This is a genomic window from Pseudomonas oryzihabitans (assembly GCF_001518815.1).
GTDB classification, from domain to species: Bacteria; Pseudomonadota; Gammaproteobacteria; order Pseudomonadales; family Pseudomonadaceae; genus Chryseomonas; species Chryseomonas oryzihabitans_E.
Genome location: NZ_CP013987.1, coordinates 2,272,626 through 2,294,801 on the forward strand (window position 1 = coordinate 2,272,626; position 22,176 = coordinate 2,294,801).

At 67.5% G+C, this 22,176-nt stretch carries 20 protein-coding genes; 16 read left to right on the forward strand and 4 right to left on the reverse strand.

All coding sequences use genetic code 11. The features are described 5' to 3' along the window. The first annotated feature begins 131 nt into the window (after positions 1-131). The 4 genes from hppD (at position 132) to APT59_RS10525 (ending at position 4,099) form a co-directional block, all read left to right on the forward strand. Complete coding sequence (gene hppD / locus APT59_RS10510) at positions 132-1,211, forward strand: 4-hydroxyphenylpyruvate dioxygenase (RefSeq protein WP_059314795.1); 1,080 nt, start codon at positions 132-134, stop codon at positions 1,209-1,211. A 90-nt stretch (positions 1,212-1,301) separates the two neighbouring features. Further along, complete coding sequence (locus tag APT59_RS10515) at positions 1,302-2,390, forward strand: CdaR family transcriptional regulator (RefSeq protein WP_059314796.1); 1,089 nt, start codon at positions 1,302-1,304, stop codon at positions 2,388-2,390. A gap of 87 nt (positions 2,391-2,477) precedes the next feature. Then, positions 2,478-3,614, forward strand: a complete 1,137-nt coding sequence (locus tag APT59_RS10520) for a glycerate kinase (RefSeq protein WP_059314797.1) — start codon at positions 2,478-2,480, stop codon at positions 3,612-3,614. 80 nt (positions 3,615-3,694) lie between these two features. Further along, a complete protein-coding gene (locus APT59_RS10525) occupies positions 3,695-4,099 on the forward strand; it encodes a hypothetical protein (RefSeq protein ID WP_059314798.1) in 405 nt (134 codons plus the stop codon). A 70-nt stretch (positions 4,100-4,169) separates the two neighbouring features. Here APT59_RS10525 and APT59_RS10530 read toward each other — a convergent pair whose 3' ends face one another. Further along, the gene (locus tag APT59_RS10530; protein ID WP_059314799.1) at positions 4,170-5,015 is read right to left on the reverse strand and encodes a GNAT family N-acetyltransferase; all 846 of its coding nucleotides are present in this window, start codon (positions 5,013-5,015) and stop codon (positions 4,170-4,172) included. Between the two features lie 183 nt (positions 5,016-5,198). Here APT59_RS10530 and APT59_RS10535 point away from each other — a divergent pair, with 183 nt between their 5' ends. From APT59_RS10535 to argE, 11 genes are all read left to right on the forward strand, one after another. Next, entirely contained in the window at positions 5,199-6,674 is a 1,476-nt protein-coding gene (locus APT59_RS10535; RefSeq protein WP_059314800.1) for an aldehyde dehydrogenase family protein, read from the forward strand. 164 nt (positions 6,675-6,838) lie between these two features. Further along, entirely contained in the window at positions 6,839-7,510 is a 672-nt protein-coding gene (locus APT59_RS10540) for a haloacid dehalogenase type II (protein WP_059314801.1), read from the forward strand. A gap of 27 nt (positions 7,511-7,537) precedes the next feature. Then, the gene (locus tag APT59_RS10545; protein WP_059314802.1) at positions 7,538-8,830 is read left to right on the forward strand and encodes an NAD(P)/FAD-dependent oxidoreductase; all 1,293 of its coding nucleotides are present in this window, start codon (positions 7,538-7,540) and stop codon (positions 8,828-8,830) included. A gap of 618 nt (positions 8,831-9,448) precedes the next feature. After that, positions 9,449-11,086 (forward strand): ABC transporter substrate-binding protein, encoded by a 1,638-nt coding sequence (locus APT59_RS10550; RefSeq protein WP_059314803.1) that lies wholly within the window; start codon positions 9,449-9,451, stop codon positions 11,084-11,086. A gap of 73 nt (positions 11,087-11,159) precedes the next feature. After that, positions 11,160-12,116 (forward strand): ABC transporter permease, encoded by a 957-nt coding sequence (locus tag APT59_RS10555; protein WP_059314804.1) that lies wholly within the window; start codon positions 11,160-11,162, stop codon positions 12,114-12,116. Further along, on the forward strand, positions 12,113-13,015 hold the full coding sequence (locus tag APT59_RS10560; RefSeq protein WP_059314805.1) for an ABC transporter permease: 903 nt from the start codon (positions 12,113-12,115) through the stop codon (positions 13,013-13,015). Before APT59_RS10555 ends, APT59_RS10560 begins: the two co-directional genes overlap by 4 nt. Before the next feature lies 1 nt (position 13,016). Beyond that, on the forward strand, positions 13,017-14,861 hold the full coding sequence (locus APT59_RS10565) for an ABC transporter ATP-binding protein (RefSeq protein WP_059314806.1): 1,845 nt from the start codon (positions 13,017-13,019) through the stop codon (positions 14,859-14,861). Next, positions 14,858-15,163 (forward strand): (2Fe-2S)-binding protein, encoded by a 306-nt coding sequence (locus tag APT59_RS10570; RefSeq protein ID WP_059314807.1) that lies wholly within the window; start codon positions 14,858-14,860, stop codon positions 15,161-15,163. The genes APT59_RS10565 and APT59_RS10570 overlap by 4 nt, the downstream gene beginning before the upstream one ends. Next, on the forward strand, positions 15,148-16,563 hold the full coding sequence (locus APT59_RS10575; RefSeq protein WP_059314808.1) for an NAD(P)/FAD-dependent oxidoreductase: 1,416 nt from the start codon (positions 15,148-15,150) through the stop codon (positions 16,561-16,563). Before APT59_RS10570 ends, APT59_RS10575 begins: the two co-directional genes overlap by 16 nt. After that, positions 16,560-17,720 carry an NAD(P)/FAD-dependent oxidoreductase gene (locus APT59_RS10580; protein WP_059314809.1) on the forward strand — a complete coding sequence of 387 codons (1,161 nt, stop codon included), beginning with the start codon at positions 16,560-16,562 and terminating at the stop codon, positions 17,718-17,720. The genes APT59_RS10575 and APT59_RS10580 overlap by 4 nt, the downstream gene beginning before the upstream one ends. Then, positions 17,717-18,868 (forward strand): acetylornithine deacetylase, encoded by a 1,152-nt coding sequence (gene argE, locus APT59_RS10585; protein ID WP_059314810.1) that lies wholly within the window; start codon positions 17,717-17,719, stop codon positions 18,866-18,868. Before APT59_RS10580 ends, argE begins: the two co-directional genes overlap by 4 nt. Before the next feature lie 18 nt (positions 18,869-18,886). On the opposite strand, the gene APT59_RS10590 is transcribed toward argE, so the two are convergent. Then, positions 18,887-19,813 (reverse strand): 2-hydroxyacid dehydrogenase, encoded by a 927-nt coding sequence (locus APT59_RS10590; protein ID WP_059314811.1) that lies wholly within the window; start codon positions 19,811-19,813, stop codon positions 18,887-18,889. A gap of 231 nt (positions 19,814-20,044) precedes the next feature. On the opposite strand from APT59_RS10590, the gene APT59_RS10595 reads away from it, so the two are divergent. Next, positions 20,045-20,758, forward strand: a complete 714-nt coding sequence (locus tag APT59_RS10595) for a cupin domain-containing protein (protein ID WP_059314812.1) — start codon at positions 20,045-20,047, stop codon at positions 20,756-20,758. A 52-nt stretch (positions 20,759-20,810) separates the two neighbouring features. Here APT59_RS10595 and APT59_RS10600 read toward each other — a convergent pair whose 3' ends face one another. Beyond that, positions 20,811-21,302, reverse strand: a complete 492-nt coding sequence (locus APT59_RS10600; protein ID WP_007161776.1) for an Lrp/AsnC family transcriptional regulator — start codon at positions 21,300-21,302, stop codon at positions 20,811-20,813. A gap of 29 nt (positions 21,303-21,331) precedes the next feature. Beyond that, the gene (locus tag APT59_RS10605; RefSeq protein ID WP_059314813.1) at positions 21,332-22,021 is read right to left on the reverse strand and encodes a haloacid dehalogenase; all 690 of its coding nucleotides are present in this window, start codon (positions 22,019-22,021) and stop codon (positions 21,332-21,334) included. Positions 22,022-22,176: the final 155 nt, after the last annotated feature.

A 22,176-nucleotide genomic window follows, 5' to 3' on the forward strand; every position in this document is an offset into this window, starting at 1 on the left:
TCGGTTGCCAGCTCCTCCTTGGTGACTTCCTCGCCCGCAGCGTGCGGGGCCTCTCCTGCGCGCCGCCCTTGACCTGGTGCTAGACCGCGTTACCGGCATCGTCCGTCCCGTCGCCAGTCAAGGAGCCAATCATGGCCGATCTGTTTGAAAACCCCATGGGCCTCATGGGTTTCGAGTTCATCGAATTCGCCTCGCCCACCCCGAATGTCATCGAGCCGGTGCTGGAAAGCCTCGGCTTCAGTCACGTCGCCAACCACAGGTCCAAGGACGTGCTGCTGTTCCGTCAGGGCGACATCAACGCCGTCGTCAACCGCGAGAAGACCGGCCATGCAGCCTATTTCGCTACGGAGCACGGCCCATCCGTTTGCGGCATGGCCTTTCGTTGCCGCGATTCCCACCACGCCTACGCCAAGGCCCTCGAACTCGGCGCCCAGGCGGTGGACATGCCCACCGGCCCCATGGAATTGCGCCTGCCGGCGATCAAGGGCATCGGCGGCGCGCCGCTGTACCTCATCGACCGCTTCGAAGAAGGCAGCTCCATCTACGACATCGACTTCGTCTTTCTGGACGGGGTCGAGCGCAAGCCGGTGGGCGCCGGTCTCAAGGTCATCGACCACCTGACCCACAACGTCTATCGCGGACGCATGGCCTACTGGGCGGACTTCTACGAGCGGCTGTTCAACTTCCGCGAGCTGCGCTATTTCGACATCAAGGGCGAATACACCGGCCTTACCTCCAAGGCCATGACCGCGCCGGATGGCATGGTGCGCATTCCGCTCAACGAGGAATCCTCGCGCGGCGCCGGGCAGATCGAGGAATTCCTCATGCAGTTCAACGGCGAGGGCATCCAGCATGTGGCCTTCCTCACCGACGACCTGATCGCCACCTGGGATCGCCTCAAGGCCTGCGGTACCCGCTTCATGACGGCACCGCCGGAGACCTATTACGAGATGCTCGAAGGTCGCCTGCCCAACCACGGCGAGCCAGTGGAGGAGCTGAAGTCCCGCGGCATCCTGCTCGACGGCAGCGCCGAAGGTGGCGAGCGCCGGCTGTTGCTGCAGATCTTTTCCCAGACCGTGCTGGGGCCGGTGTTCTTCGAGTTCATCCAGCGCAAGGGCGACACCGGTTTCGGCGAGGGCAACTTCAAGGCGCTGTTCGAATCCATCGAGCGCGACCAGGTGCGCCGTGGGGTGCTGAGCACCGCGGAGTAGCGCCTGGCTCCCCGTCGGCTTGCCCAGCGGTGGGGAGGCCTCTAAGGTGACGGCGCGCCGTGCAGGCGCTCTTCAACTCTAGAGGTGGCCATGGAACTGAGCCAGACCCTGGCGCAGGAAATCGTCGAGCGCGCCATGCGCATCCTGCCGGGCAACGTCAATGTCATGGATGCGTCCGGGCTGATCATCGGCTCGGGTGATCCCGCACGGTTGTTCACTCGTCATGCCGGGGCACGTCAGGTCATCGCCGAGGGGCGCGCGGTGGCCCTGGATCGGGCTGCCGCTGCCCGGCTGCCCGGCGCCCAGGCCGGGATCAACCTGCCGTTGTATCGCCAGGGCGAACTGGTTGGGGTGCTCGGGGTGACAGGCGAGGACGCCGAGCAGCTGCGTCTGCCGGCCGAGCTCTTGCGCCTGACGGCCGAAATGCTCATCGAACAGGCAGCCGGGCAGCTGCCCAATACGCCCATCATGACTACGCCCCTGCTGCGTCAGCTGCTGGCACCGGGTGCGACAGTCGAGCTGGGTCGCCATGCCACTCTGCTCGGCCTGAAACCGGACCTGCCGCGGGACGTTCTGCTGCTGGCGTTCGCCGCGCCGGCGCCAGACTTTGGCGACTGGGCACAGCGGCGAGTGCCCGACAGCTGGTGCCTGCCGCGTGAGGACGGTCAGTGGCTCTGGTATCGCCCAGGGGCGGAGGCCCCTGAGGCGCTCCTGGAAGAATTGCCGACCCAGGGCTGGGCACTCGCACGCAGTGCCTGGATTCCCCAGGCACGGCCTTGGACAGGGCTGGCCGAGACGACCTTGCGCGCGTTGGATCTGCTGGCGGTGGCGAGGCGACTGCGACCGCAACGCCATCAGGTGCGTCTGGATGACCTGGCCTTGCCGACCTGGTTGCAGGGGCAGGTCTCCCGCACGGACGGCGCCTGGCTGCTGGAACCGCTACTGCGGCTTCGCCAGGCTGATCGAGAGGGTCAGCTGCTGGCGACGTTGCATAGCTGGTTCGCCCAGGATGCCAGCCCCCAGGCCTGCGCCGAGGCTCTGGGGCTACACCGCAACGGCCTGCGTCATCGACTCGACCGTATCCAGGCGCTGACGGGCCGGGATCCACGTCGCTTCGCCGACGCCGCCGAACTGTACTGCGCGCTGTTGCTGATGGATCATCACTGGGCAGACGCCTAGTCATGATCCAGCTTTGCTGGGCATTCGTCCTGTTGTAGTGCCGCCTGATCCGGGAAACACTCGGCGCACAACAACGGAGAATCGCTCATGAAGATCGTCATCGCCCCTGATTCCTTCAAGGAAAGTTTGTCGGCCGCCGGCGTCGCGCGCGCCCTGGCCCGAGGTCTGCGCCAGGCCCTGCCGGAGGCGGAGCTGATCGAGTGCCCGCTGGGCGATGGCGGTGAGGGCACCCTGGACGCGGTCCTCGCGGCTACTGACGGCGAGGTGCGCGAGGCGCAGGTGACCGGCCCCCTGGGCGAAGCGGTAACCGCCCGCTGGGGCTGGCTGGCCGAGCAGCGCACCGCCTTCGTCGAGATGGCCAGCGCCAGTGGCTTGGAGCTGGTACCGAAGGCACGTCGCGATGTCCGGGTGGCGACCTCCCGAGGGACGGGTGAGCTCTTGCAGGCGGCACTGGATGCCGGGGCCGAGCGTCTGGTTCTGGCCATCGGCGGCAGCGCCACCAACGACGGTGGCGCGGGGCTGCTGCAGGCCCTGGGCGCGCGGCTGCTGGATGCCCAAGGGCAAGCGCTGGCACCCGGTGGTGCGGCCCTGGCCAACCTGGCGAGCATCGATCTGGCGGCTCTGCACCCGCGTCTGGCTGAGGTGGCGGTGGTCATCGCCGCCGATGTCGACAATCCGCTCTGCGGCCCACAGGGGGCCAGCCATGTCTTCGGGCCGCAAAAGGGTGCCTCGCCCGAACAGGTACAGGAACTCGATGGCGCGCTGGCGCATTTCGCCACGATCACCGCCGCCACGCTGGACCGCGATGTCCGCGAGCAGCCCGGTGCCGGCGCTGCCGGCGGTGTGGGCTTTGCCGCCCTGGCCTTTCTTGGGGCGACCTTCCGCCCCGGTATCGAGGTGGTAGCGGACCTGGTGGGGCTGGAGGAAGCGCTGGTGGGCGCTGATCTGGCGTTGACCGGGGAAGGGCGGCTCGATGGCCAGACCCTGAGGGGCAAGACGCCCGCCGGCGTACTGCGTCTGGCGCAGCGCCAGGGCGTACCCGTGGTGGCCGTGGCCGGCTCCCTGGGCGAGGGCTACGACGCCCTCTATGAGCAGGGCCTGGCAGCGGCCTTCAGCCTGGTCCCCGGGCCGCTCAGCCTGGACGAGGCGCTGGCCCAGGCCGAGGTACTGCTGGAGCGTACCGCCTGCGACATCGGCCGCCTCTGGCGGACCGCCAGAAGCTGAGGCCAGAGCCCTTCATGATGGCTGGCAGGGCGGCCGGATTTACCTCATGCTGGGCGTCCCGTTCTCGATCGATTGCCGTGATGACCCCGACTGCGATCCTGCGTACCGGCCTGCTGTCCTTGGCGCTGGTGCTGCCGCTGCATTCCGCCCAGGCGGTGATTCCCAGCCTCAAGCCCGCCAATACCTGCGTGCGTAGCGCCTTCGTCCTGCGCTGCCAGGACGGGCAGGGCGGCTGGTACGGGGTGATGGTGCAGGGCAACGACACCCTGATGCGCGGCTATGATCCGGTCTCGGGTCTGTCCTGGTCCCAGACCAGCACCCGCTTGGGGCGGCTGCAGTTCTTCAGCGGCCTGACCAGCGACGGCAACCTCTGGCTAGGCCGTACCCATCAGCTGGGCTGGAACGTCATCAGTCGCTTTTCCACCTCACAGGGGGACCGCGCCCGCACCAGCTGTAATCGCGTGGCGGGGTGCGAGTGGCGCTAGGTGTCGAGTTGAATGGACCGGGCAGCTGGCCCGGGCAAGGTCTGAGCCGCGCTGCCAGGTAGGTTGCCCCTCAGCCCAACGCCTGGGTCAGCAGCGCGAACTGATCCACCCCGTCGCGGGACACCGGTGCCTCGCCCCTGGCCATCTGCTCGACTTCGTCGACCTGGGGGATACCCAGCTCGCTGAGCCAGGGATTGAGGCCGCTACGAGCTGTCACATCAAAGCGTACATAACGCCCTTCGGCGTGACGGAGCAGGGCAAGGATCAGCGCCCTGGCCTGGTCGGCGGATTCGGCGATCACCGGGCCGACCGACAGACCGCGACCGTAAGGGCGCAACAAGGCGAAGCCGCGCAGCTGGCCGTCACGTTCCAGGCCGACGATGCGCCCGGCCTGCGGTAGCAGCTCCTGTAGCAACGTGGTGCGGTCCAGGCCGGTAGCGGCCTGGGCGAGAAGCTGCAGCTGGGGGGCAGCGGCCAGGGTCAGCTCCAGAACCTGGCTTTCCAGCGGGTGTTGCTGTTCGTCCATGGCCGGCAGCGCCGCGACCTGGTGCTGATAGATGCGTTCGTAGGAGACGAAGCCCTGGCTGCGGTAGAGCGGGGCGCCACGCAGGGTAGCGACCAGCAGTGGTGTGCGGGTGCCGGCCAGTCCGATAAGACCGTCCATGAGGCGGCGGCCATGCCCCTGGCCCTGGTGGCTGTCGGCGACGATCACCAGGCCGATGGTGGCGTAATCGCCCTGGGGGACGCAGAAGCCGGTACCGAACACCCCCTGGTCGTCCTCCAGCGCCAGGCCTTCTCCGGTATGGAACAGGCATTGCCAGTCTTCCAGCCGATGGGGCCAGTGCAGCGCCTGGGACAGGCGGTAGGCGGTAGCGAGGTCAGTTTCGCGCAGGGGTCTCAGGGTGGCGTGGGACACGGCAGGGCTCCGGTTCGGGTCTGGCTGATGCAGACGTCAGCCTAGCAAGACGCGACGGCAGATTCGGTTGCTGGTAGCAGGACGCAGCGGTGTGAGGCGCCGAAGGTCCGGCCCAGTTCGGCAAAAGATGGCGGCCGGCCGGCCTAGCATGGGGCCAAGCCCACAGCCCTAGCGGAGCGCGCCATGGCCTCGTTCGACCCCAGAGAAATTGCGGTTCGTTGTGCCCATTTCATCGGCGGCCGCAGCCGCGATGCCCGTGCCGAACTGGAGGTGTTCCGGCCCTCCGATGGCGGCTTCCAGAGCGGACTACCGTGCGCCTCGGCGGATCTGGTGGATGAGGTGGTGGAAGGCACCTGGCGCGCCTGGAAGGCCAGCGACTGGGCCAGTCGTCCGCCGCGCGAACGCGCGCGGGTGATGCGTCGCTGGGCCGATCTGGTCGAAGCCGACGGTGAAATCCTCGGCCCGCTGGAGGCGGTGGGTTCGACCCGTCCGCTGCGTGAGGTGCTGGCCTGGGACATTCCCTATGTCGCCGAGGGCATCCGCTTCTTCGCCGAGTTCGCCGACAAGCACGGCGGCGAGGTGGCGGCCACCGCTACCAGTCACCTGGGTCTGCAGATCACCGAACCCTATGGGGTGGTGGGCGCCATCGCCCCGTGGAATTTTCCGCTGAGCATGGCCGGTTGGAAGATCGCGCCGGCGCTCGCGGCCGGCAATGCGGTGGTGATCAAGCCGTCGGAGCTGACGCCGTTTTCCATCCTGCGCCTGGCCGAACTGGCCACCCTGGCCGGGCTGCCCGCTGGCATTCTCAGCGTGGTTCAGGGTGATGGCCGGGTGACCGGCGATGCCCTGTGCCGGCATCCGCGCATCGGCAAGGTCACCTTTACCGGCTCCACCGGTACCGGCACGGCCATCATGACCGCCTGCGCCGAAAGCGGCCCCAAGCCGGTGACCCTGGAGCTGGGCGGCAAGAGTCCGCAGCTGGTGTTCGCCGACGCCCCGGATCTGGCGCGGACCGCCCGCAGCGTGGCGGCCGCCATCACCGGCAACGCCGGCCAGGTCTGCGTGTCCGGTTCGCGGCTGCTGGTGCAGCGCGGCGCCCTGGAGCCGATGCTGGAAGGGATCCGCGCGGCCTTCGCCGACTTGCGTCCGGGGCCGACCTGGTCGGCAGAAGCGACGCTGTCGCCGATCATTTCCCAGCGCCAGGGCCAACGTATCCAGGACATCGTCACCCGCAGCCAGGCGGCCGGCGCGGAGATCCAGGTCGGTGGCGCGTTGGAGGAGGGACTGGGCGGCGCCTACTATCAGCCGACGCTGATCACCGGGGTTGGCGCGGACAATCCCGCCGTGCGCGAAGAGATCTTTGGCCCGGTGCTGACCGTGCAGGTGTTCGACGATGAAGCCGAGGCCCTGGCACTCGCCGACCACCCTACCTACGGCCTGGCGGCCGGCGTGCATACGGCCGACCTCGGCCGGGCACTGCGCCTGACCCGGGCGCTGGAAGCCGGTACCGTCTGGGTCAATCGCTATGGCCGTAGCCACGACTGGATCATTCCCACCGGTGGCTACAAGCGCTCTGGCATCGGCAAGGACCTGGGCCGCGCCGCCTATGAGGCCACGCTGCGCAGCAAGAGTGTGCTGATCGATCTGGAGCATTCCTGAGCACACCGCAAACAATGCTGGGCCCTACCGGTAAAACGGTTTTTTCTGTCTCCCATGACGCCTGAAAGCGGACAACTGTCAGGCCCGCCAATGCTGTAATGCTTGCCAGGGGCGCCACCGGCGTTCCGGCCTTCACCTACCATTCCCGTCAAAGGATCCTTGCCATGACCGCCTTTCGGCCCAAGTACATCACCTTCGACTGCTACGGCACCCTGACCCGTTTCCGCATGTCCGACATGGCCCGCGAGATGTTCGCCGACCGCATCCCGGCCGAGGCGATGGATAGGTTCTGCAAGGACTTCAACGGCTATCGCTTCGACGAGGTGCTCGGCGCCTGGAAGCCCTATTCGGAGGTGCTGTACGCAGCGGTCGAGCGTACCTGCAAGCGCTGGGGCATTTCCTTCACCGACGCCGAGGCCAATGCCTACTACGAGGCGGTGCCGAGCTGGGGTCCGCATCCCGACGTGACCGCGGGCCTGGCCAAGATCGCCGACAAGATCCCGCTGGTGATCTATTCCAACGCCGCCGACGAGCAGATCATGTCCAACGTCGACAAGCTGGGCGTACCCTTCCACCGGGTGTTCACCGCCGAGCAGGGCCAGGCCTACAAGCCGCGCCTGCAGGCCTTCGAATACATGCTCGACACCCTTGGTTGTGGTCCGGAAGACGTCCTGCACGTGTCGTCGAGCTTCCGCTACGACCTCATCCCGGCCGACTACATGAACATCAAGAACAAGGTGTTCGTGAATCGCGGTCACGAGCCGAGCACGCCGTTCTACAGCAACACCGAGATCAAGGACATCGGCGGCCTGGCCGCTGTGGTCGGTCTCGAATAACACCCTGAGCCGCCGGAGCGCCTGCCCATGAGTCTTGGCCCTGCATCGTCCGATTCCTACTGGCTCGCGACCGCGCCGGGCTTTACCGGGGCCACCCCGGGGCCGGTGGCGGGCGAGGTGGATGTCGTCGTCATCGGCGGCGGCTTCACCGGGCTCTCGGCCGCGGTGGCCCTGCGCCGGCGCGGTGCCAGCGTGGCCGTGCTGGAGGCCGGACGGGTGATCGGCGAAGCCTCCGGGCGCAACGGGGGACACTGCAACACCGGTGTCGCCCAGGATTACGCGACCCTGCATGCCAGCCTGGGTGCAGAGCGCGCGCGGGCCTTCTACCAGGCTTATGCCGATGCGGTGGCCAGCGTGGAGGCGGTGATCGCCGAGGAGGGTATCGGCTGCGATTTCCACAAGGCCGGCAAGCTCAAGCTGGCGGCCAAGCCACAGCACTATGACAACCTGGCGCGTACCTGCGAGCTGATCCGCCAGGAGGTGGACCCGGACGTGGAGCTGCTCAGCGCCGCCCAGGTGCGCGTCGAGGTGGCCTCCGACGGCTTCCACGGAGGACTCCTGCAGCGTAACGGCGCCCAGATGCATATGGGGCGCTTCGGCGTGGGGCTGGCGGAGGCGGCGGTCCGGCGTGGCGCCCAGGTGTACGAAGGTGCGGCGGTCAGTGATCTGCAGCGGCTGCCCGATGGCAGCTTTCGCGTGGTCAGCGCCAAGGGCGAGTTGCGCGCCCGCCAGGTCCTGGTGGCCACCGGCAATGCGCGGGTTGGTCCCTTCCAGTGGTTTCGCCGGCGCATCGCCTCGGTGGGCAGCTTCATCATCGCCACCTCGCCGCTGCCCAGGGCGCAGCTGGACGAGCTCTTGCCTAATCGTCGGACCTATGTCACCAGCCGCATCATCGGCAACTACTTTCGTACCACCCCGGATCACCGTCTCATCTTTGGGGGACGGGCGCGTTTCGCCCTGTCCGATCCACGCCAGGACGCCAAGAGCGGCGCCGTGCTGCGCGCTGCCCTGGGGCAACTGTTTCCCAGCCTGGCCCAGGCGCCCATCGACTATTGCTGGGGCGGGCTGGTGGACATGACCGCCGACCGCCTGCCGCGTGCCGGCGAGCAGGACGGCCTGTTCTATGCCATGGGCTATAGCGGTCACGGCGTGCAGATGGCGGTACACATGGGCCGGGTGATGGCCGAGGTGCTGGAAGGCCGCAGCCAGGCCAACCCCTGGCGGGTGCTGGACTGGCCGGCCATTCCTGGCCACTTCGGCAAGCCCTGGTTCCTGCCCCTGGTAGGGTTGTACTACCGGGTCCAGGATCGTCTGCACTAGGTTCTGTACGAAAAGTGCCTGCGCTCGGTGATGCTTCGTTGAAAAAGGCCTGGATCGCCAGCCCGGTCGGAATGCTCATTTACCGCTCGTAAACTCCGCTTCCTCAGCCTTTTTCGCCTCGCCTGACCTTCGCTCGTCGACTTTTCGTACAGAACCTAGATCCTGAGCAACGAACCGCCCGCCCGGACCCTGCCAATCGCAGTGTCCGGGCGGGCGGTTTGTCGTTTCTGCAGGTCAACGGGCACCCTGGCATTTTCTTCTGTGTCTGGCAGGCGCGCGGCGTGGAAACTGCCGCGAGAGCCGGCCGTTCGCAGAGGGACGCGCCCTGCGCCTGGTCGGAAACGGCACCCCGCTGGCCAGCCAGACGTCCTGGCAGCGCGCCAAACCCGGGCATGGGCGGCCCCGCTGCGCTGTGGCGACGCACACCGCAAACAATGCTGAGCGGCTTGGCCAAAACGGTCTTTTCTGTCTCGGCACCCGCCCAATTCGACGGTATTCGACGAGGGGCCGGTGCTGTAATGAACCAGGCCGTGCGACACGGCGGCCACGAGGACAGCGCCGCAGGCCCGGGGAGGGGCACGCGGCCCTGGTGACAGAGCCCCTAACGAGCGAGCCGACATGACCGAGAAAAAGACTGGAAGTCCCCTGATAGGTGCTGCTGAAAGCGTGCGTGCCTTCGAGGCCCTGCATCGGGGTGTCTCGCGGCGCGATGCGCTCCGCCTGCTGGGCGCCGCCGGACTGCTGGCGAGTGGCGTGGGCAGTCTGCTCGGCCGCGATGGCCAGGTGTTCGCGGCCGAGGACGCGGTCAGCGGCACCCCGCGCCGGGGTGGTCGGGTACGCGCCGCGGCGGCGGGTTCGTCCACCGCCGATACCCTCGATCCGGCCCGTGGCGCCTTTTCCGGTGACTACACCCGCCAGTATTTCTTCTATAACGGCCTCACGGTGTTCGACAGCCATCTCGAACCCCAGATGGCCCTGGCCACCAGCCTGGAAAGCGCGGACGCCCTGACCTGGACGGTCAAGCTGCGCCAGGGCGTGCAATTCCACAACGGCAAGACCTTCGACAGCGCCGATGTCGTCTACTCGCTACTGCGCCACAAGGATCCGGCGGTAGGCTCCAAGGTCAAGGCGCTGGCCGATCAATTCGCCGAGATCACCGCGGTCGCGCCCGATGAGGTACGGATCCGCCTGGTGTCGCCGAACTCCGAGCTGCCGGCGGTGCTGGCGATCTCGCCTTTCCTGATCATCGCCGATGGCACCAAGGACTTCTCCACCGCCAACGGCACCGGACCCTTCAAGGTCAAGGAGTTCAAGCCGGGCGTGCGCACCGTGGGCGTGCGCAACGAAAATTACTGGAAATCCGGCAAGCCCTATCTGGACGAGATCGAGCTGATCGGCATCGGCGACGAACCCTCGCGGGTCAATGCGCTGCTGGCCGGTGACGTCCAGCTCACCGTCTCGGTGGATCCGCGCTCCGCCGAACGTCTCAAGCAGAGCGGCAAGCTCAAGGTGGTGGCCAACACCTCCGGCAGCTATACCGACCTGATCATGCGCATTCCCAACCGGCCCTTCGACGATCCCAACGTGGTGGAGGGCATGAAGCTGCTGTTCGACCGCGAGCAGATCCTCAAGTCGGTGTTTCTGGGCTACGGCACCATCGGCAACGACCAGCCGATCATGCCCGGCACTCCCTATCATGCCGCGGACCTGCCGCAGCGGCCCTACGATCCGGACAAGGCCAAGTTCCTCTTCCAGAAGGCCGGCATCGCCGGGGCGAAGCTGCCGCTGGTGACCTCCACCGCCGCCGACAACGCCAACGAGATGGCCCTGGTGCTGCAGCAGTCGGCGCGCCAGGCGGGGCTCAACCTGATGGTCAACCGGGTCAGCGCCGATGGCTACTGGAACAGCCACTGGATGAAGGACCCGCTGGGTTTCGGCAACATCAACGCCCGGCCTACCGCCAACATCCTGCTGTCGCAATTCTTCAAGTCCGATGCGCCCTTCAACGAGTCGGGCTGGAAGAACGAGCAGTTCGACCAGTTGCTGGTGGCCTCCCGCGGCGAAACCGACCTGGCCAAGCGCAAGCAGATGTACGCCGACATGCAGCTGCTGATCCACCAGCACTGCGGCATCGGCCTGCCCATCTTCACCAGTTCCATCGATGCCCATTCGCCCAAGCTCGGCGGTTACGGAATCATCCCCATCGGCGGCTTCATGGGCTACATGTTCGCCGAACACGTCTGGCTGGAGGCCTGACGCTCGGTGCCTGACGGCGCGTGCGGTCCGCCGTGACCGCGCTCGCCGCTCCACGCTCAAGCAGGAGGTGGCTTTGGACCTTTCCGTGTTTTCCCTCATCACCCGGCGGGTCGGGGGCGGGTTGCTGACCCTGCTCATCGTCTCGCTGCTGGTGTTCTTCGTCTCGGCGCTGTTGCCGGGCGACGCCGCGCAGCAGGCTTTGGGCCAGTTCGCGCTGCCCGAGCAGGTCGCGGCGCTGCGCGCCCAGATGGGCCTCGACCAGCCAGCGCTGCTGCGCTACTTCCATTGGCTCGGCGGTCTGGCGCACGGTGATCTGGGCCAGTCCCTAGCCAGCCAGATGCCCATCACCACCATGATCGGCGACCGGCTCGGCGGTTCGCTGATGCTGGCCGGCGTGACGGCCCTGGTGTCGGTGCCCCTGGCGCTCGGGCTGGGCATCGTCTCGGCCATGAACGCCGGAGGCCGGTTGGACCGCGCGCTCAACGTCTTCACCCTGGGCATCGTCGCCGTGCCGGAATTTCTCGTGGCGACCCTGGCGGTACTGGTGTTTGCCGTCCACCTGCAATGGACCTCGGCGCTGACCTTCGCCCACGACATCGACGGCCCCCTGGACTTCCTGCGCGCCTACGCGTTGCCGGTGGGCACCCTGTGCTGCGTGATCGTGGCGCAGATGGCGCGCATGACCCGGGCGGCCCTGGTGGAGCAGCTGCAGAGTCCCTATGTGGAAATGGCCAGGCTCAAGGGTGTCGGCCCGGTGCGCGCCGTGTTGCGCCATGCCTTGCCCAATGCCGTGGGACCCATCGCCAACGCCGTGGCCCTGAGTCTTTCCTACCTCATGGGCGGGGTAGTGATCGTCGAGACCATCTTCAACTATCCAGGGATCGCCCAGCTGATGGTGGACGGCGTCGCCAGTCGCGACCTGCCCCTGATCCAGGCCTGCGCCATGCTGTTCTGCTGCGCCTACCTGGTCCTCATGACCCTGGCGGATCTCTGCGCCATCCTGTCCAATCCGAGGCTGAGAACGCTATGACCCGACCCGTGACTTCCGTACGAGGCGCGTCCGTCCTGCCGGTGGATGGCAAGACGCTCGACACCCAGCTGTCGCCGCCCCGCACCCGTCGCCGCGCGCGCTGGTCCCTGACCGGATTGCTCGGTGGCATCCTGGTGGTCTTCTGGCTGTTCATCGCGGCCTTCGGCGTCTGGCTGGCGCCCTATGACCCAGGCGCCCTGGGTGACAGCGCGATACTCGCGAGCTACAGCGCCGCGCATCCGCTGGGCACCGATTACCTGGGCCGCGACGTGCTCAGCCGCATCCTCGATGGTGCCCGCTTCACCGTGGGCCTGGCGCTGGCGGCGGCGATGCTGGCCTGCGTGCTGGGGACCGGGCTCGGTCTCCTGGCGGCGTTGTCCGGGCGCTGGGTGGATGAGCCACTGTCGCGGCTTGTCGATGCGCTGATCTCGCTGCCGAGCAAGATGCTGGCGCTGGTCATGGTGTCGGCCTTCGGCTCCTCGGTGCCGCTACTGATCGTCATGGCGGTAGTGGGCTACGCACCGGGCTGCTATCGCATCTCGCGCAGTCTGGCGATGAATCTGACCGAGATGGAGTATGTCCAGGTCGCCCGCACCCGCGGCGAGGGCCGGCTGTACATTGCCCTGATGGAGCTCCTGCCCAACATGCGCCTGCCGCTGCTCACCGACCTGGGCCTGAGATTCGTCTACATCGTGCTGCTGCTCAGCGGCATGAGCTTTCTCGGCCTCGGCGTGCAACCGCCCAATGCCGACCTGGGCTCCCTGGTGCGGGAAAACATCGGTGGCCTGGCCGACGGCGCCCCAGCGGTGCTGATGCCGGCGCTGGCCATCGGCACCCTGACCGTGGGCGTCAACCTGCTCATCGACCGGTTCGGCGCCCGACGTCGGGGAGGGCGCTGAGATGGTGCTCCTGGTAGAGGTCAAGGACCTCCGCGTGGTCGCGGAGAACGAGGACGGCAGCGAAACCCCCATCGTCAAGGACGTCGGCTTCAGCCTGGCCAAGGGCGAGGTGCTGGCGCTGATCGGCGAATCCGGGTCGGGCAAGACCACCATTGCCCTCTCGATGCTCGGCTATGCCCGGGCGGGATGCCGGTTGGCCGGCGGCTCGATCCGGGTGGGCGACACCCAGGTGCTGGAGCTGGACGCCGGCGGACTGCGCCACCTGCGTGGCCGCACCGTGGCCTATATCGCCCAGAGCGCGGCGGCGGCCTTCAATCCGTCACGACGGCTGATGGCGCAGATCATCGAAAGCGCGTTGATTCACGGCGTGCTGACCCGGCAGGAGGCCGAGGCGCGCGCCCTGCAACTGTTCAAGGAGCTGGCGCTGCCGGATCCGGAGCATATTGGCGAGCGCTATCCGCACCAGGTCTCGGGCGGTCAGTTGCAGCGGCTGATGGCGGCCATGGCGCTGATCACCGATCCGACCTTGGTGATCCTCGACGAACCCACCACGGCGCTGGACGTGACCACCCAGATCGAGGTGCTGCGGGTGTTCAAGCAGGTGGTCCGCGAGCGTGGCGTGACCGCCATCTACGTCTCCCACGACCTGGCCGTGGTGGCCCAGATGGCCGACCGCATCCTGGTGCTCAACGGCGGCGAGGTCTATGAGAATCGCCGCACCGAACGATTGCTGGCCAGCGCCCGCCATCCCTATACCCGCAGCCTGCTGGCCGCGGCCCAGCCGGAACCCCTGGCGGAACGTGGCTTGCCGACCGTCGACAGCCAGGCGCCGGTGCTGGAGATCAAGGACCTGGTGGCCGGCTATGGCCCCATCGGCGCCGACGACCTGCCGCGTTATCGGGTGCTGGAGGGTATCGATCTGCGTATCGGCGCCGGCCAGGCGCTGGGGGTCATCGGCGAATCCGGCTCCGGCAAGTCGACCCTGGCGCGGGTCATTGCCGGCTTGCTGCCGCCGGCCCAGGGCAGCGTGCGCCTGGGTGGCGAACTCCTGCCACCGGGCCTGGAAGGACGCACCCGCGAGCAGTTTCGCCGGGTGCAGTTGGTCTACCAGAATGCCGACACGGCGCTCAATCCAGCCCATAGCGTGGAGCGCATCCTCACGCGTCCACTGGAGACCTATCACGCCTTCGACAAGGCCACCCGTCAGCGCAAGGTTCGCGAATTGCTCGACCGGGTGCAGCTGCCGGCCAGTCTGGCCAGCCGGCGACCGGGCGAGCTGTCCGGCGGCCAGAAGCAGCGGGTCAACCTGGCACGCGCCCTGGCCGCCGAACCCGAGCTGATCCTCTGTGACGAGGTGACCTCGGCGCTGGATACCGTGGTCGGCGCGGCCATTCTCGACCTGCTCGCCGAACTGCGCCGCGAGCTGGGGCTGGCCTATCTGTTCATCAGCCACGACATCTCCACGGTGCGCAGCCTTTGCGACGAGGTGCTGGTGCTCTATTCCGGGCAGCCCGTGGAACTCGGCACCCCCGCCACACTGCAGCATCCGCCGCTGCACCCCTACACCGAATTGCTCACTGCCTCGGTGCCCGCGCTGCGCCAGGGCTGGCTGGAAGAACAACCGGTCCGCACGCTGCTGCCCATGGCCTCGTCGGCTCCTGCCAACGGACGCCTCTGCAGCTTCCTGCAGCGTTGCCCGGTACGGCTGGAAGGGCGCTGCGACCGGGTGCCGCCACGACCCCAGACGCTGGCCGGCGGCAACCGCATCCTCTGTCACCATGATGGCGAGACCCTGCAACGTCTGCAGGGTGGCGCCGTGCTGCATTCCCAAGGAGTTCGCGCATGACTTCCCGCTTCCAGCGACTCGCCGAAACCGGCCGGCCGCAGGTCAGTCTCACCGTCGATGGCCTGCCGGTCACGGCACTGGCCGGCGATACCCTGATGGTCGCCTTGCTCGCCAACGGTCCAGCACTGCGGCGTTCCGAATTCGGTGACGAGCGCCGTGCCGGCTTCTGCCTGATGGGCGCCTGTCAGGATTGCTGGGTGTGGACCGCCGAGGGCGAGCGCCTGCGTGCCTGCGGCACCGAGGTCCGCGAAGGACTGCAGATCCTCACCGCGCAACCGGAGGCCATATGGAATCTGGCCTAGCCCAACCGGGCAAGAGCACTCCCCGGGTGGTTATCGTCGGCGCCGGTCCGGCCGGCGTGCGTTGTGCCGAGACCCTGCTGGGCGCCGGCATCACCCCGGTGGTGATCGACGAGAATCGGCGCGACGGGGGTCAGATCTATCGTCGCCAGCCCGAGGGCTTCCAGCGGGCCTATGCCACCCTCTATGGCAGCGAGGCGAACAAGGCCGAGGACCTGCACCGCACCTTCGACGCCCTGCGCGGACGCCTCGATTACCGCCCCGACACCCTGGCCTGGCACCTCCACGAGCGCACCCTCTACACGGTGCAGGGCAATCGCCAGCGTACCCTGGACTTCGACGCCCTGGTGCTCTGTACCGGCGCGAGCGACCGCCTGCTACCGGTACCGGGCTGGAACCTGGCCGGCACCTATACCCTGGGCGGCGCGCAGATCGCCCTCAAAGCCCAGGCGGTGTCCATCGGCCGGCGGGTGATCTTCGTGGGCAGCGGTCCCTTGCTCTATCTGGTCGCCAGCCAGTATCAGCAGGCCGGGGCCACGGTGGCGGCGGTGCTCGATACCGCGCCCCTGCGCCTGCGCGCCCTCGCCACCCCCAAGCTGCTGGCCCGGCCGGGTGTGGCCTGGAAGGGCGTGCAGCTCATGGCCTCGCTCAAGCGCGCCGGGGTGCCCTTACACCTGGGCGTCACCCCGCTGGAGATCCTGGGCGATGCCGAGCAGGGCGTGCGTGGCGTGGCCTTCGCCGATGCCCGCGGACTGCGTCAGGAGGTGGTCGGCGACGCCGTGGGGCTGGGCTATCACCTGCGCCCGGAAACCCAGCTGGCCGACCTGGCCCGGTGCGCCTTCGAGTTCGAGCGGGCCACTGGCCAATGGGTGCTGCAACTGGATGGGGAGGGGCGAACCTCCACGCCGGGCGTCTATGCCGCTGGCGATGGTGCCCGGGTGCGCGGCGCCGACGGTGCCGAACTGGCCGGCCAACTGGCCGCCTGCGCGGTGCTGGCGGACCTCCAGTTCACGCCGCCCACTGGGCTCGCCGAGCGCTGCCGCGAGGGCCTGGCTGTGCAGGAGCGCTTTCGCCTGGGCCTCGCGGAAGCTTTTCCCTGGCCGGCCAGGCAGATGGCGAGCCTGCCGGACACGGCGGTGGTCTGCCGCTGCGAAGGCATCACCGCCGGCGAGTTGCGCGCCGTGGTCCGCGAAAAGGGCGCTCGCGAGGCCAATCGCGCCAAGGCCTTCAGCCGCGTCGGCATGGGTCGCTGCCAGGGTCGCTATTGCGCCCAGGCCGGAGCGGAGATCATCGCCGCCGAATCCGGGGTGCCGGTCGAGACCGTCGGCCGCCTGCGTGGCCAGGCGCCGGTCCGGCCATTGCCGCTGGGGATCATTACCAGCGAAGAGGAGGTTTCATCATGAGCCAGAATGCCGCCAACCAGGCCGACGTCATCATCGTCGGCGCCGGCATCATGGGCAGCGCCAGCGCCTTTTTCCTGCGTCGCCGGGGCTTGTCGGTGCTCCTGCTGGAGCGTGACCAGGTCGGGCGCTTCGCCAGTGGCACCAATTTCGGCAATGTCCGCCGTCAGGGGCGCTACCTGAGTCAGGTAGCGCTCGCCACGCGCTCGCGGGGGGTCTGGGGTCGGCTACCGGAGCTTATCGGAGATGATCTGGAGTTCATTCCAGGCGGTCATCTGCGGGTGGTCTACGATCCGTCGCGCATCGCCATGCTGCACGAGTATGCACGGGCGCCGGAGACCGCCGCCCTGGAGCTGCAGGTGCTCGAAGGCGCGGCGCTGCACGAGAAGTTTCCCTACCTGGGCCCCGAGGTGGTGGCGGGTTCCTATGCGCCCCACGATGGCCATGCCAATCCGCGGCTGGCCGCCCCGGCGTTCGCCCGCGCTGCGGTGCGTGAAGGCGTCAATCTCCAGGAAGGGGTCGAGATCACCCAGGTCACCAAGCCGGGCGGTGACTTCCTGGTGCAGGCCGCCGATGGCCGCCGTTATCAGGCGCCACGGCTGCTGATCACCGCCGGTGCCTGGGGCAACCGGCTGTCGAGCCAGTTCGGCGAGCCGGTGCCCATCGAGACCCATGGCCCGCAAATGGGGGTCACCGAGCCTTTGCCCTATGTCTTCAGGGAGGCGGTGGGCGTGTCTTCGCCGCTGGTGAGCGAGACCATCTACTTCCGCCAGATCCCGCGCGGCAACGTGATCTTCGGCGGCTGCTTCCGCACCCGGCCGGATCTGGACACCCGTCTGGCCCGCGCCGAACCCCACGGCCTGCTCAATCAGCTCACTCAGCTGCGCCGCCTGGCGCCGGCCCTGGGGCGGATCAACGTGATCCGTACCTGGAGCGGGGTCGAGGGCTACATCGCTGACGACCTACCGATCATGGGCCCCAGCAGCCAGGTGGAGGGTCTCTACTACGCCTTCGGCTTCTGTGGCGCCGGCTTCCAGCTCGGCCCGGGGGTAGGGGACACCATGGCCGAGCTGATCGCCACCGGCCGTACCGACACCCCCCTGGCGGCCTTCGATGTGGCCCGTTTCGCGCAACCGCGCCAGGAGAGCCTTGCCGGATGAACAGCCAGGATCTGCTGCGCACCCTGATCGGCTTCCCCACCGTTTCCGCCGACTCCAACTTGGCGTTGATCAGGCATGTGCAGGGGCTGCTGGAAGCGGCCGATATCGCCTGCCGGCTGGTGCTGGACGAGAGCGGCCGCAAGGCCAATCTCTACGCCAGCGTGGGGCCTGCCGACGTCCCCGGGGTGCTGTTGTCCGGGCATACCGATGTGGTGCCGGTGGAAGGCCAGGCCTGGACCTTGCCACCCTTCGCCGGCACCCTGCAGGACGGTCGGATCTACGGGCGCGGCGCCTGCGACATGAAGGGTTTCGTCGCCTGCGCGGTGGTCGCCCTGCTGGAGGCCGCTCGTGGTGAACCGCTGAAACGACCCCTGCAGTTGGCGCTCTCCCACGACGAGGAGATCGGCTGCGTCGGCGTACGGCGACTGCTGGAGGTGCTGGAACTGGCACCCGTGCGGCCTTTCCTCTGCATCGTCGGCGAACCCACCCAATTGCAGGTCGCCCTTGGCCACAAGGGTAAGGCGGCGCTGCGGGCTCACTGCCATGGCCAGGAAGGGCACTCTTCGCGAGCCCCGCAGCACGTCAACGCCATCCACCTGGCCAGCGATCTGGTCACGGCCCTGCGCACCAGCCAGCGGCGCCTGGCGGAAGAGGGCGCCCGTGACGCGGCCTACGACATTCCCTACACCACCCTGCATGTCGGCCGGATCGACGGCGGCAAGGCGCTGAACATCGTGCCCAATCTCTGCACCCTGGATTTCGAGATCCGCCACCTGCCGGCGGACGATCCCGCGAGCCTGGTGGCCATGCTGCAGGACACGGCGGACGCCCTGGTCGCCCAGGCGCGGCAGCTGTCGCCCAAGGCTGCCATCGAGATCGAGACGGTCAACGCCTATCCCGGACTGGATACCCATCCCAGCGTCGAGGCCGTGCGCTTTCTGCAGACCCTGGTCGAGCCGGGGACGGCGCAGCTCAAGGTGGCCTTCGGCACCGAGGGCGGCCTCTTCGCCAATCGGCTGGACACCCCGGTGGTGGTCTGCGGGCCCGGCAGCATCGAACAGGCGCACAAGCCCGATGAATACGTCGAGATCAGCCAGCTGGAGGCCTGCGATGCCTTGCTCGGACGGTTGCGAGTGGCCTTGGGCTAAGGCCACTCCGAGCCTCGGCTAATACCCCCGCTGCCGATCCACCAAACCCTGCATCGGCTCACCGCGCTGGTGACGGCGGATGTTCTCCAGCAAGACCGTGAAGGCCGTTTCCGGCACCGTCATGGCGCCCACGTGGGGCGTCAGCCAGATGCGCGGGTGCTGCCAGAAGGGATGGTCGGCCGCGGGCGGTTCCGGCTCCACCACATCCAGTACCGCCTGGCTCAATTGACCGCTGTCCAGGGCCGCCAGCAGATCGGCCTCCACCAGCTGGGCGCCACGCCCCAGGTTGATCAGGCTGGCGCCACTGGGCAGGGCGGCGAACAGTTCGGCATCGAGAATTCCACGCGTCTCCCGGGTCAGCGGCAGCAAACAGATGAGAATCTCGCAGTCGGCGAGAAACGCCGGCAGCTGCTCGGCGCCGGCATGACAGCGTACCCCTTGCAGCTCATGGGGCGATCGTGACCAGCCCGACAGCGCGAAGCCAAAGCTCGTCAGGCGCTCCAGCACCGCCTGGCCGATCTGGCCAAGGCCGAGCACCCCGACGCGTCTGTTCTCCGCCGTCACCAGGGCATGTTCCTGCCAGCGCCCCGCACCTTGCTGGTCGAGGTAGCGCGGCAGCTGGCGATGCAGGGCCAGGACCATGAGCGTCGCGTACTCCACCATGCCGGCGACGATGCCGGGATCGAGCATGCGCACCACCGGCAGGTCGGCAGGCAGCAGGCTCAGGTCGAACTGATCGACCCCGGCCGAGGTGGCGAACAACACTTCCAGGTTGGGAAAGCGGCTGGCGAGGTCTTCTGGTGGTTGCCAGCAGGCCAGGTAGCGGACCTCGTCGGCGTTGCCCACCTCCGGCCACTGGCGAAATTCGATATCGGGCGCGCGTTCCTGGAACAGGCGGCGCCAGGCCTGGCCGCGTTCGGGATCGGCCTTGTAGAGCAGCGTCATGGGAAGGTCTCCGGCAAAGCTCAAGGATGGCGCAAGGGGGCGGTAGTTTGTCCTGAAATCCCAGGCGTCGCCGTCATGATCGGTGGTGCGGCGGAAACTGCGCCGCATCTGGGAAAAACGGCAGCTTCTGTGCTGCGTCGCGACGGAAACGCCATATCCCGGCCGTCTTGGCGGTCGATACTGACCCTGTTCGCGGCATGCCCGCCGCGCCTCTGGTCGTGAGGATTCGCCATGCCCCTGTTGCACTACTGCCAACCGCCCAATGACCGCCAGTTGCCGCGCGCGCTGCAACCCCTGCACGATGATCCCCTGGCCGCTGGCCGGGAACTGCACCTGCACGACGGCCGCCTGGGCTATGTCATGGGCAGCGCCACCAGCCACTCCGCCGATTGCCAGCTGGATGACTTTCCCTGGGTGGAAGTGAGCATTCTCGAAGCGGGCGAGTTGCAGCTGGAGTGGGCCGGTGGCGCCCTGCAGCTCAAGGCCGGCGATGCTTTCATCCTGCCGCGCGGCTTGAGTTGTCGCTGGCGTCACAGTGGAGAGCTACGCCGCCTGTTCATGGCCTTTCCCGGCCGCGCCAGCGAAGGCCCGATGCCGTCGGCGCCGTTGCTGCTGGACCCGGCCGCCGTGCGTGAGCCTTCGCCGCCACCGGCCGCCAGCGTGCTGCTCAGCCCGGCGCCCACTGCCACGGGCTGCGACCTGTTCGAAAGCGGCGGCGGCGCCCTGCGGGTAGGGATGTGGGAATGCACCGGCTACGTGCGCAAGGCAGTGACCAATCCCCATTGCGAACTTATGCTGCTTTATGCCGGCTCGGTGACCCTGGCCGTCGAAGGTGAAGCGCCCTGCAGCATCAGGGCGGGCGAGGCGGTGCTGGTACCCGCTGAGACCCCCATGGCCTGGGAAAGCCAGGAGACGGTGCGCAAGCTCTATTGCATCCTGCGCTAGGCACGGAGCGCTCCGGCAGCGGGGTGCTGGCGGAGCGTCGAGGTGCGAAATACTAGCCCGCCTTGATCAGGCTGCGCAGCGGCAGGGCGTTCTTGACCACCGGCGACTTGATGACGATGTAGCTGAAGTACTTCTCGATCCCGACGTTGCGGTCGAGGATGGATTCCATCAATTCCTGGTAGTGACCGATGCTGCTGCACATGAACCGCAGCAGGTAGTCGTAGCCCCCACTGATGAGGTGGCATTCGAGGATCTCATCGACCCCGCGGATGAAGGACTCGAACTTCACGAAGTCGGCGCGCTTGTGGTCGGAGAGGGTGACTTCGGTGAACACCGTCACCGAGTTGGCGATCTTGGCGAGGTTGACGTGGGCCTCGTAGCCACTGATGTAGCCGGCCGCCTCCAGGCGCTTGACCCGTTGCAGGCAGGGGCTGGGGGAAAGACCCACGGCTTCGGCGAGACTGACATTGGTCATCCGGCCATCCTTCTGCAGCTGCACCAGGATGTTGATGTCGATGCGATCCAGTTTTGTTGCGGCGTCCATCGTCGTTCCTCGCAATCGTGAACGGCAGGCTAGGCACGCAGGGCGGTCTGGTGGGCGTGTACCAGATCGGCGAGACTTGCGTACTCGCACCGCGTGCCATCCAGGGCCTGCCGCGAAAGGTTCCAGGGCCGCGAGCGATCACGGCGCAGGGTACACAGCGGAAAATCCACCAGGGGGTTCCAGGGATCGTCCGGTTCGCTGCCTCTTACCGGCAGCAAGTCCCCACGCACCAGGCCAAGTTCTTCCAGGGTGTCATCCAGCGCCAGGCGCAGATCGCCACCCCGGTTGGGTATGACGGCGGCGAACACCTCAGGCAACCGCGCCGTGATCGCTGCCGCCTCGCCGTCATCGGGCGAGGCCAGCAACACCAATCGATAGAACTTGCTCAGGTACTGCAGCGCGCCCGGAGCATCCTCGAACACCGGCCAGCACGCCGTGGCGTTTCCAAAAGCCACGCTGGCATCCAGGTCTGCTTCCTGTTGCAACTCCTGCGCCAGTCGCTGGTGAATGCGCAGATGCAGACTGATCTGACTGGCAGTGGGTGCTGTCTGGCGCAGTTCGCGGGCCAGGCGGTGATAGCTGCCGAGCAGCCAGTCGGGATGGGTGCTCAGCCCCGCCTGCGCCACGAGGGGGCGCAGGGCTTCGAGGATGCCCCCTTCACGGTCGACGAGGGTGCCGTAGCAGGAAAAGCCTATGGCCTGGTAACGCGTGATTCTCATGGTCGGATTCCCCTTTGCCGCGACAGTGGGGCCGGGCGGCGTTACGTTCGACCTCAGAAGCCGCTCACGATCTGCTGCGCGTCGGCCAAACTTCGTTGAAAACGCCTTCGAAATGCTCATTTACCACTTGTAAACTGCGCTTTCTCAGGCCTTTT

Bases quoted from the DNA above. Each gene is read 5' to 3' on its own strand.
- APT59_RS10535 (WP_059314800.1), top strand. From the start codon at position 5,199: ATGGCCTCGTTCGACCCCAGAGAAATTGCGGTTCGTTGTGCCCATTTC.
- APT59_RS10525 (WP_059314798.1), top strand. From the start codon at position 3,695: ATGACCCCGACTGCGATCCTGCGTACCGGCCTGCTGTCCTTGGCGCTG.
- APT59_RS10570 (WP_059314807.1), top strand. From the start codon at position 14,858: ATGACTTCCCGCTTCCAGCGACTCGCCGAAACCGGCCGGCCGCAGGTC.
- APT59_RS10515 (WP_059314796.1), top strand. From the start codon at position 1,302: ATGGAACTGAGCCAGACCCTGGCGCAGGAAATCGTCGAGCGCGCCATG.
- APT59_RS10545 (WP_059314802.1), top strand. From the start codon at position 7,538: ATGAGTCTTGGCCCTGCATCGTCCGATTCCTACTGGCTCGCGACCGCG.
- argE (WP_059314810.1), top strand. From the start codon at position 17,717: ATGAACAGCCAGGATCTGCTGCGCACCCTGATCGGCTTCCCCACCGTT.
- APT59_RS10600 (WP_007161776.1), bottom strand. From the start codon at position 21,302: ATGGACGCCGCAACAAAACTGGATCGCATCGACATCAACATCCTGGTG.
- APT59_RS10540 (WP_059314801.1), top strand. From the start codon at position 6,839: ATGACCGCCTTTCGGCCCAAGTACATCACCTTCGACTGCTACGGCACC.
- APT59_RS10565 (WP_059314806.1), top strand. From the start codon at position 13,017: ATGGTGCTCCTGGTAGAGGTCAAGGACCTCCGCGTGGTCGCGGAGAAC.
- APT59_RS10575 (WP_059314808.1), top strand. From the start codon at position 15,148: ATGGAATCTGGCCTAGCCCAACCGGGCAAGAGCACTCCCCGGGTGGTT.
- APT59_RS10590 (WP_059314811.1), bottom strand. From the start codon at position 19,813: ATGACGCTGCTCTACAAGGCCGATCCCGAACGCGGCCAGGCCTGGCGC.
- APT59_RS10595 (WP_059314812.1), top strand. From the start codon at position 20,045: ATGCCCCTGTTGCACTACTGCCAACCGCCCAATGACCGCCAGTTGCCG.
- APT59_RS10560 (WP_059314805.1), top strand. From the start codon at position 12,113: ATGACCCGACCCGTGACTTCCGTACGAGGCGCGTCCGTCCTGCCGGTG.
- APT59_RS10605 (WP_059314813.1), bottom strand. From the start codon at position 22,021: ATGAGAATCACGCGTTACCAGGCCATAGGCTTTTCCTGCTACGGCACC.
- APT59_RS10550 (WP_059314803.1), top strand. From the start codon at position 9,449: ATGACCGAGAAAAAGACTGGAAGTCCCCTGATAGGTGCTGCTGAAAGC.
- hppD (WP_059314795.1), top strand. From the start codon at position 132: ATGGCCGATCTGTTTGAAAACCCCATGGGCCTCATGGGTTTCGAGTTC.
- APT59_RS10520 (WP_059314797.1), top strand. From the start codon at position 2,478: ATGAAGATCGTCATCGCCCCTGATTCCTTCAAGGAAAGTTTGTCGGCC.
- APT59_RS10580 (WP_059314809.1), top strand. From the start codon at position 16,560: ATGAGCCAGAATGCCGCCAACCAGGCCGACGTCATCATCGTCGGCGCC.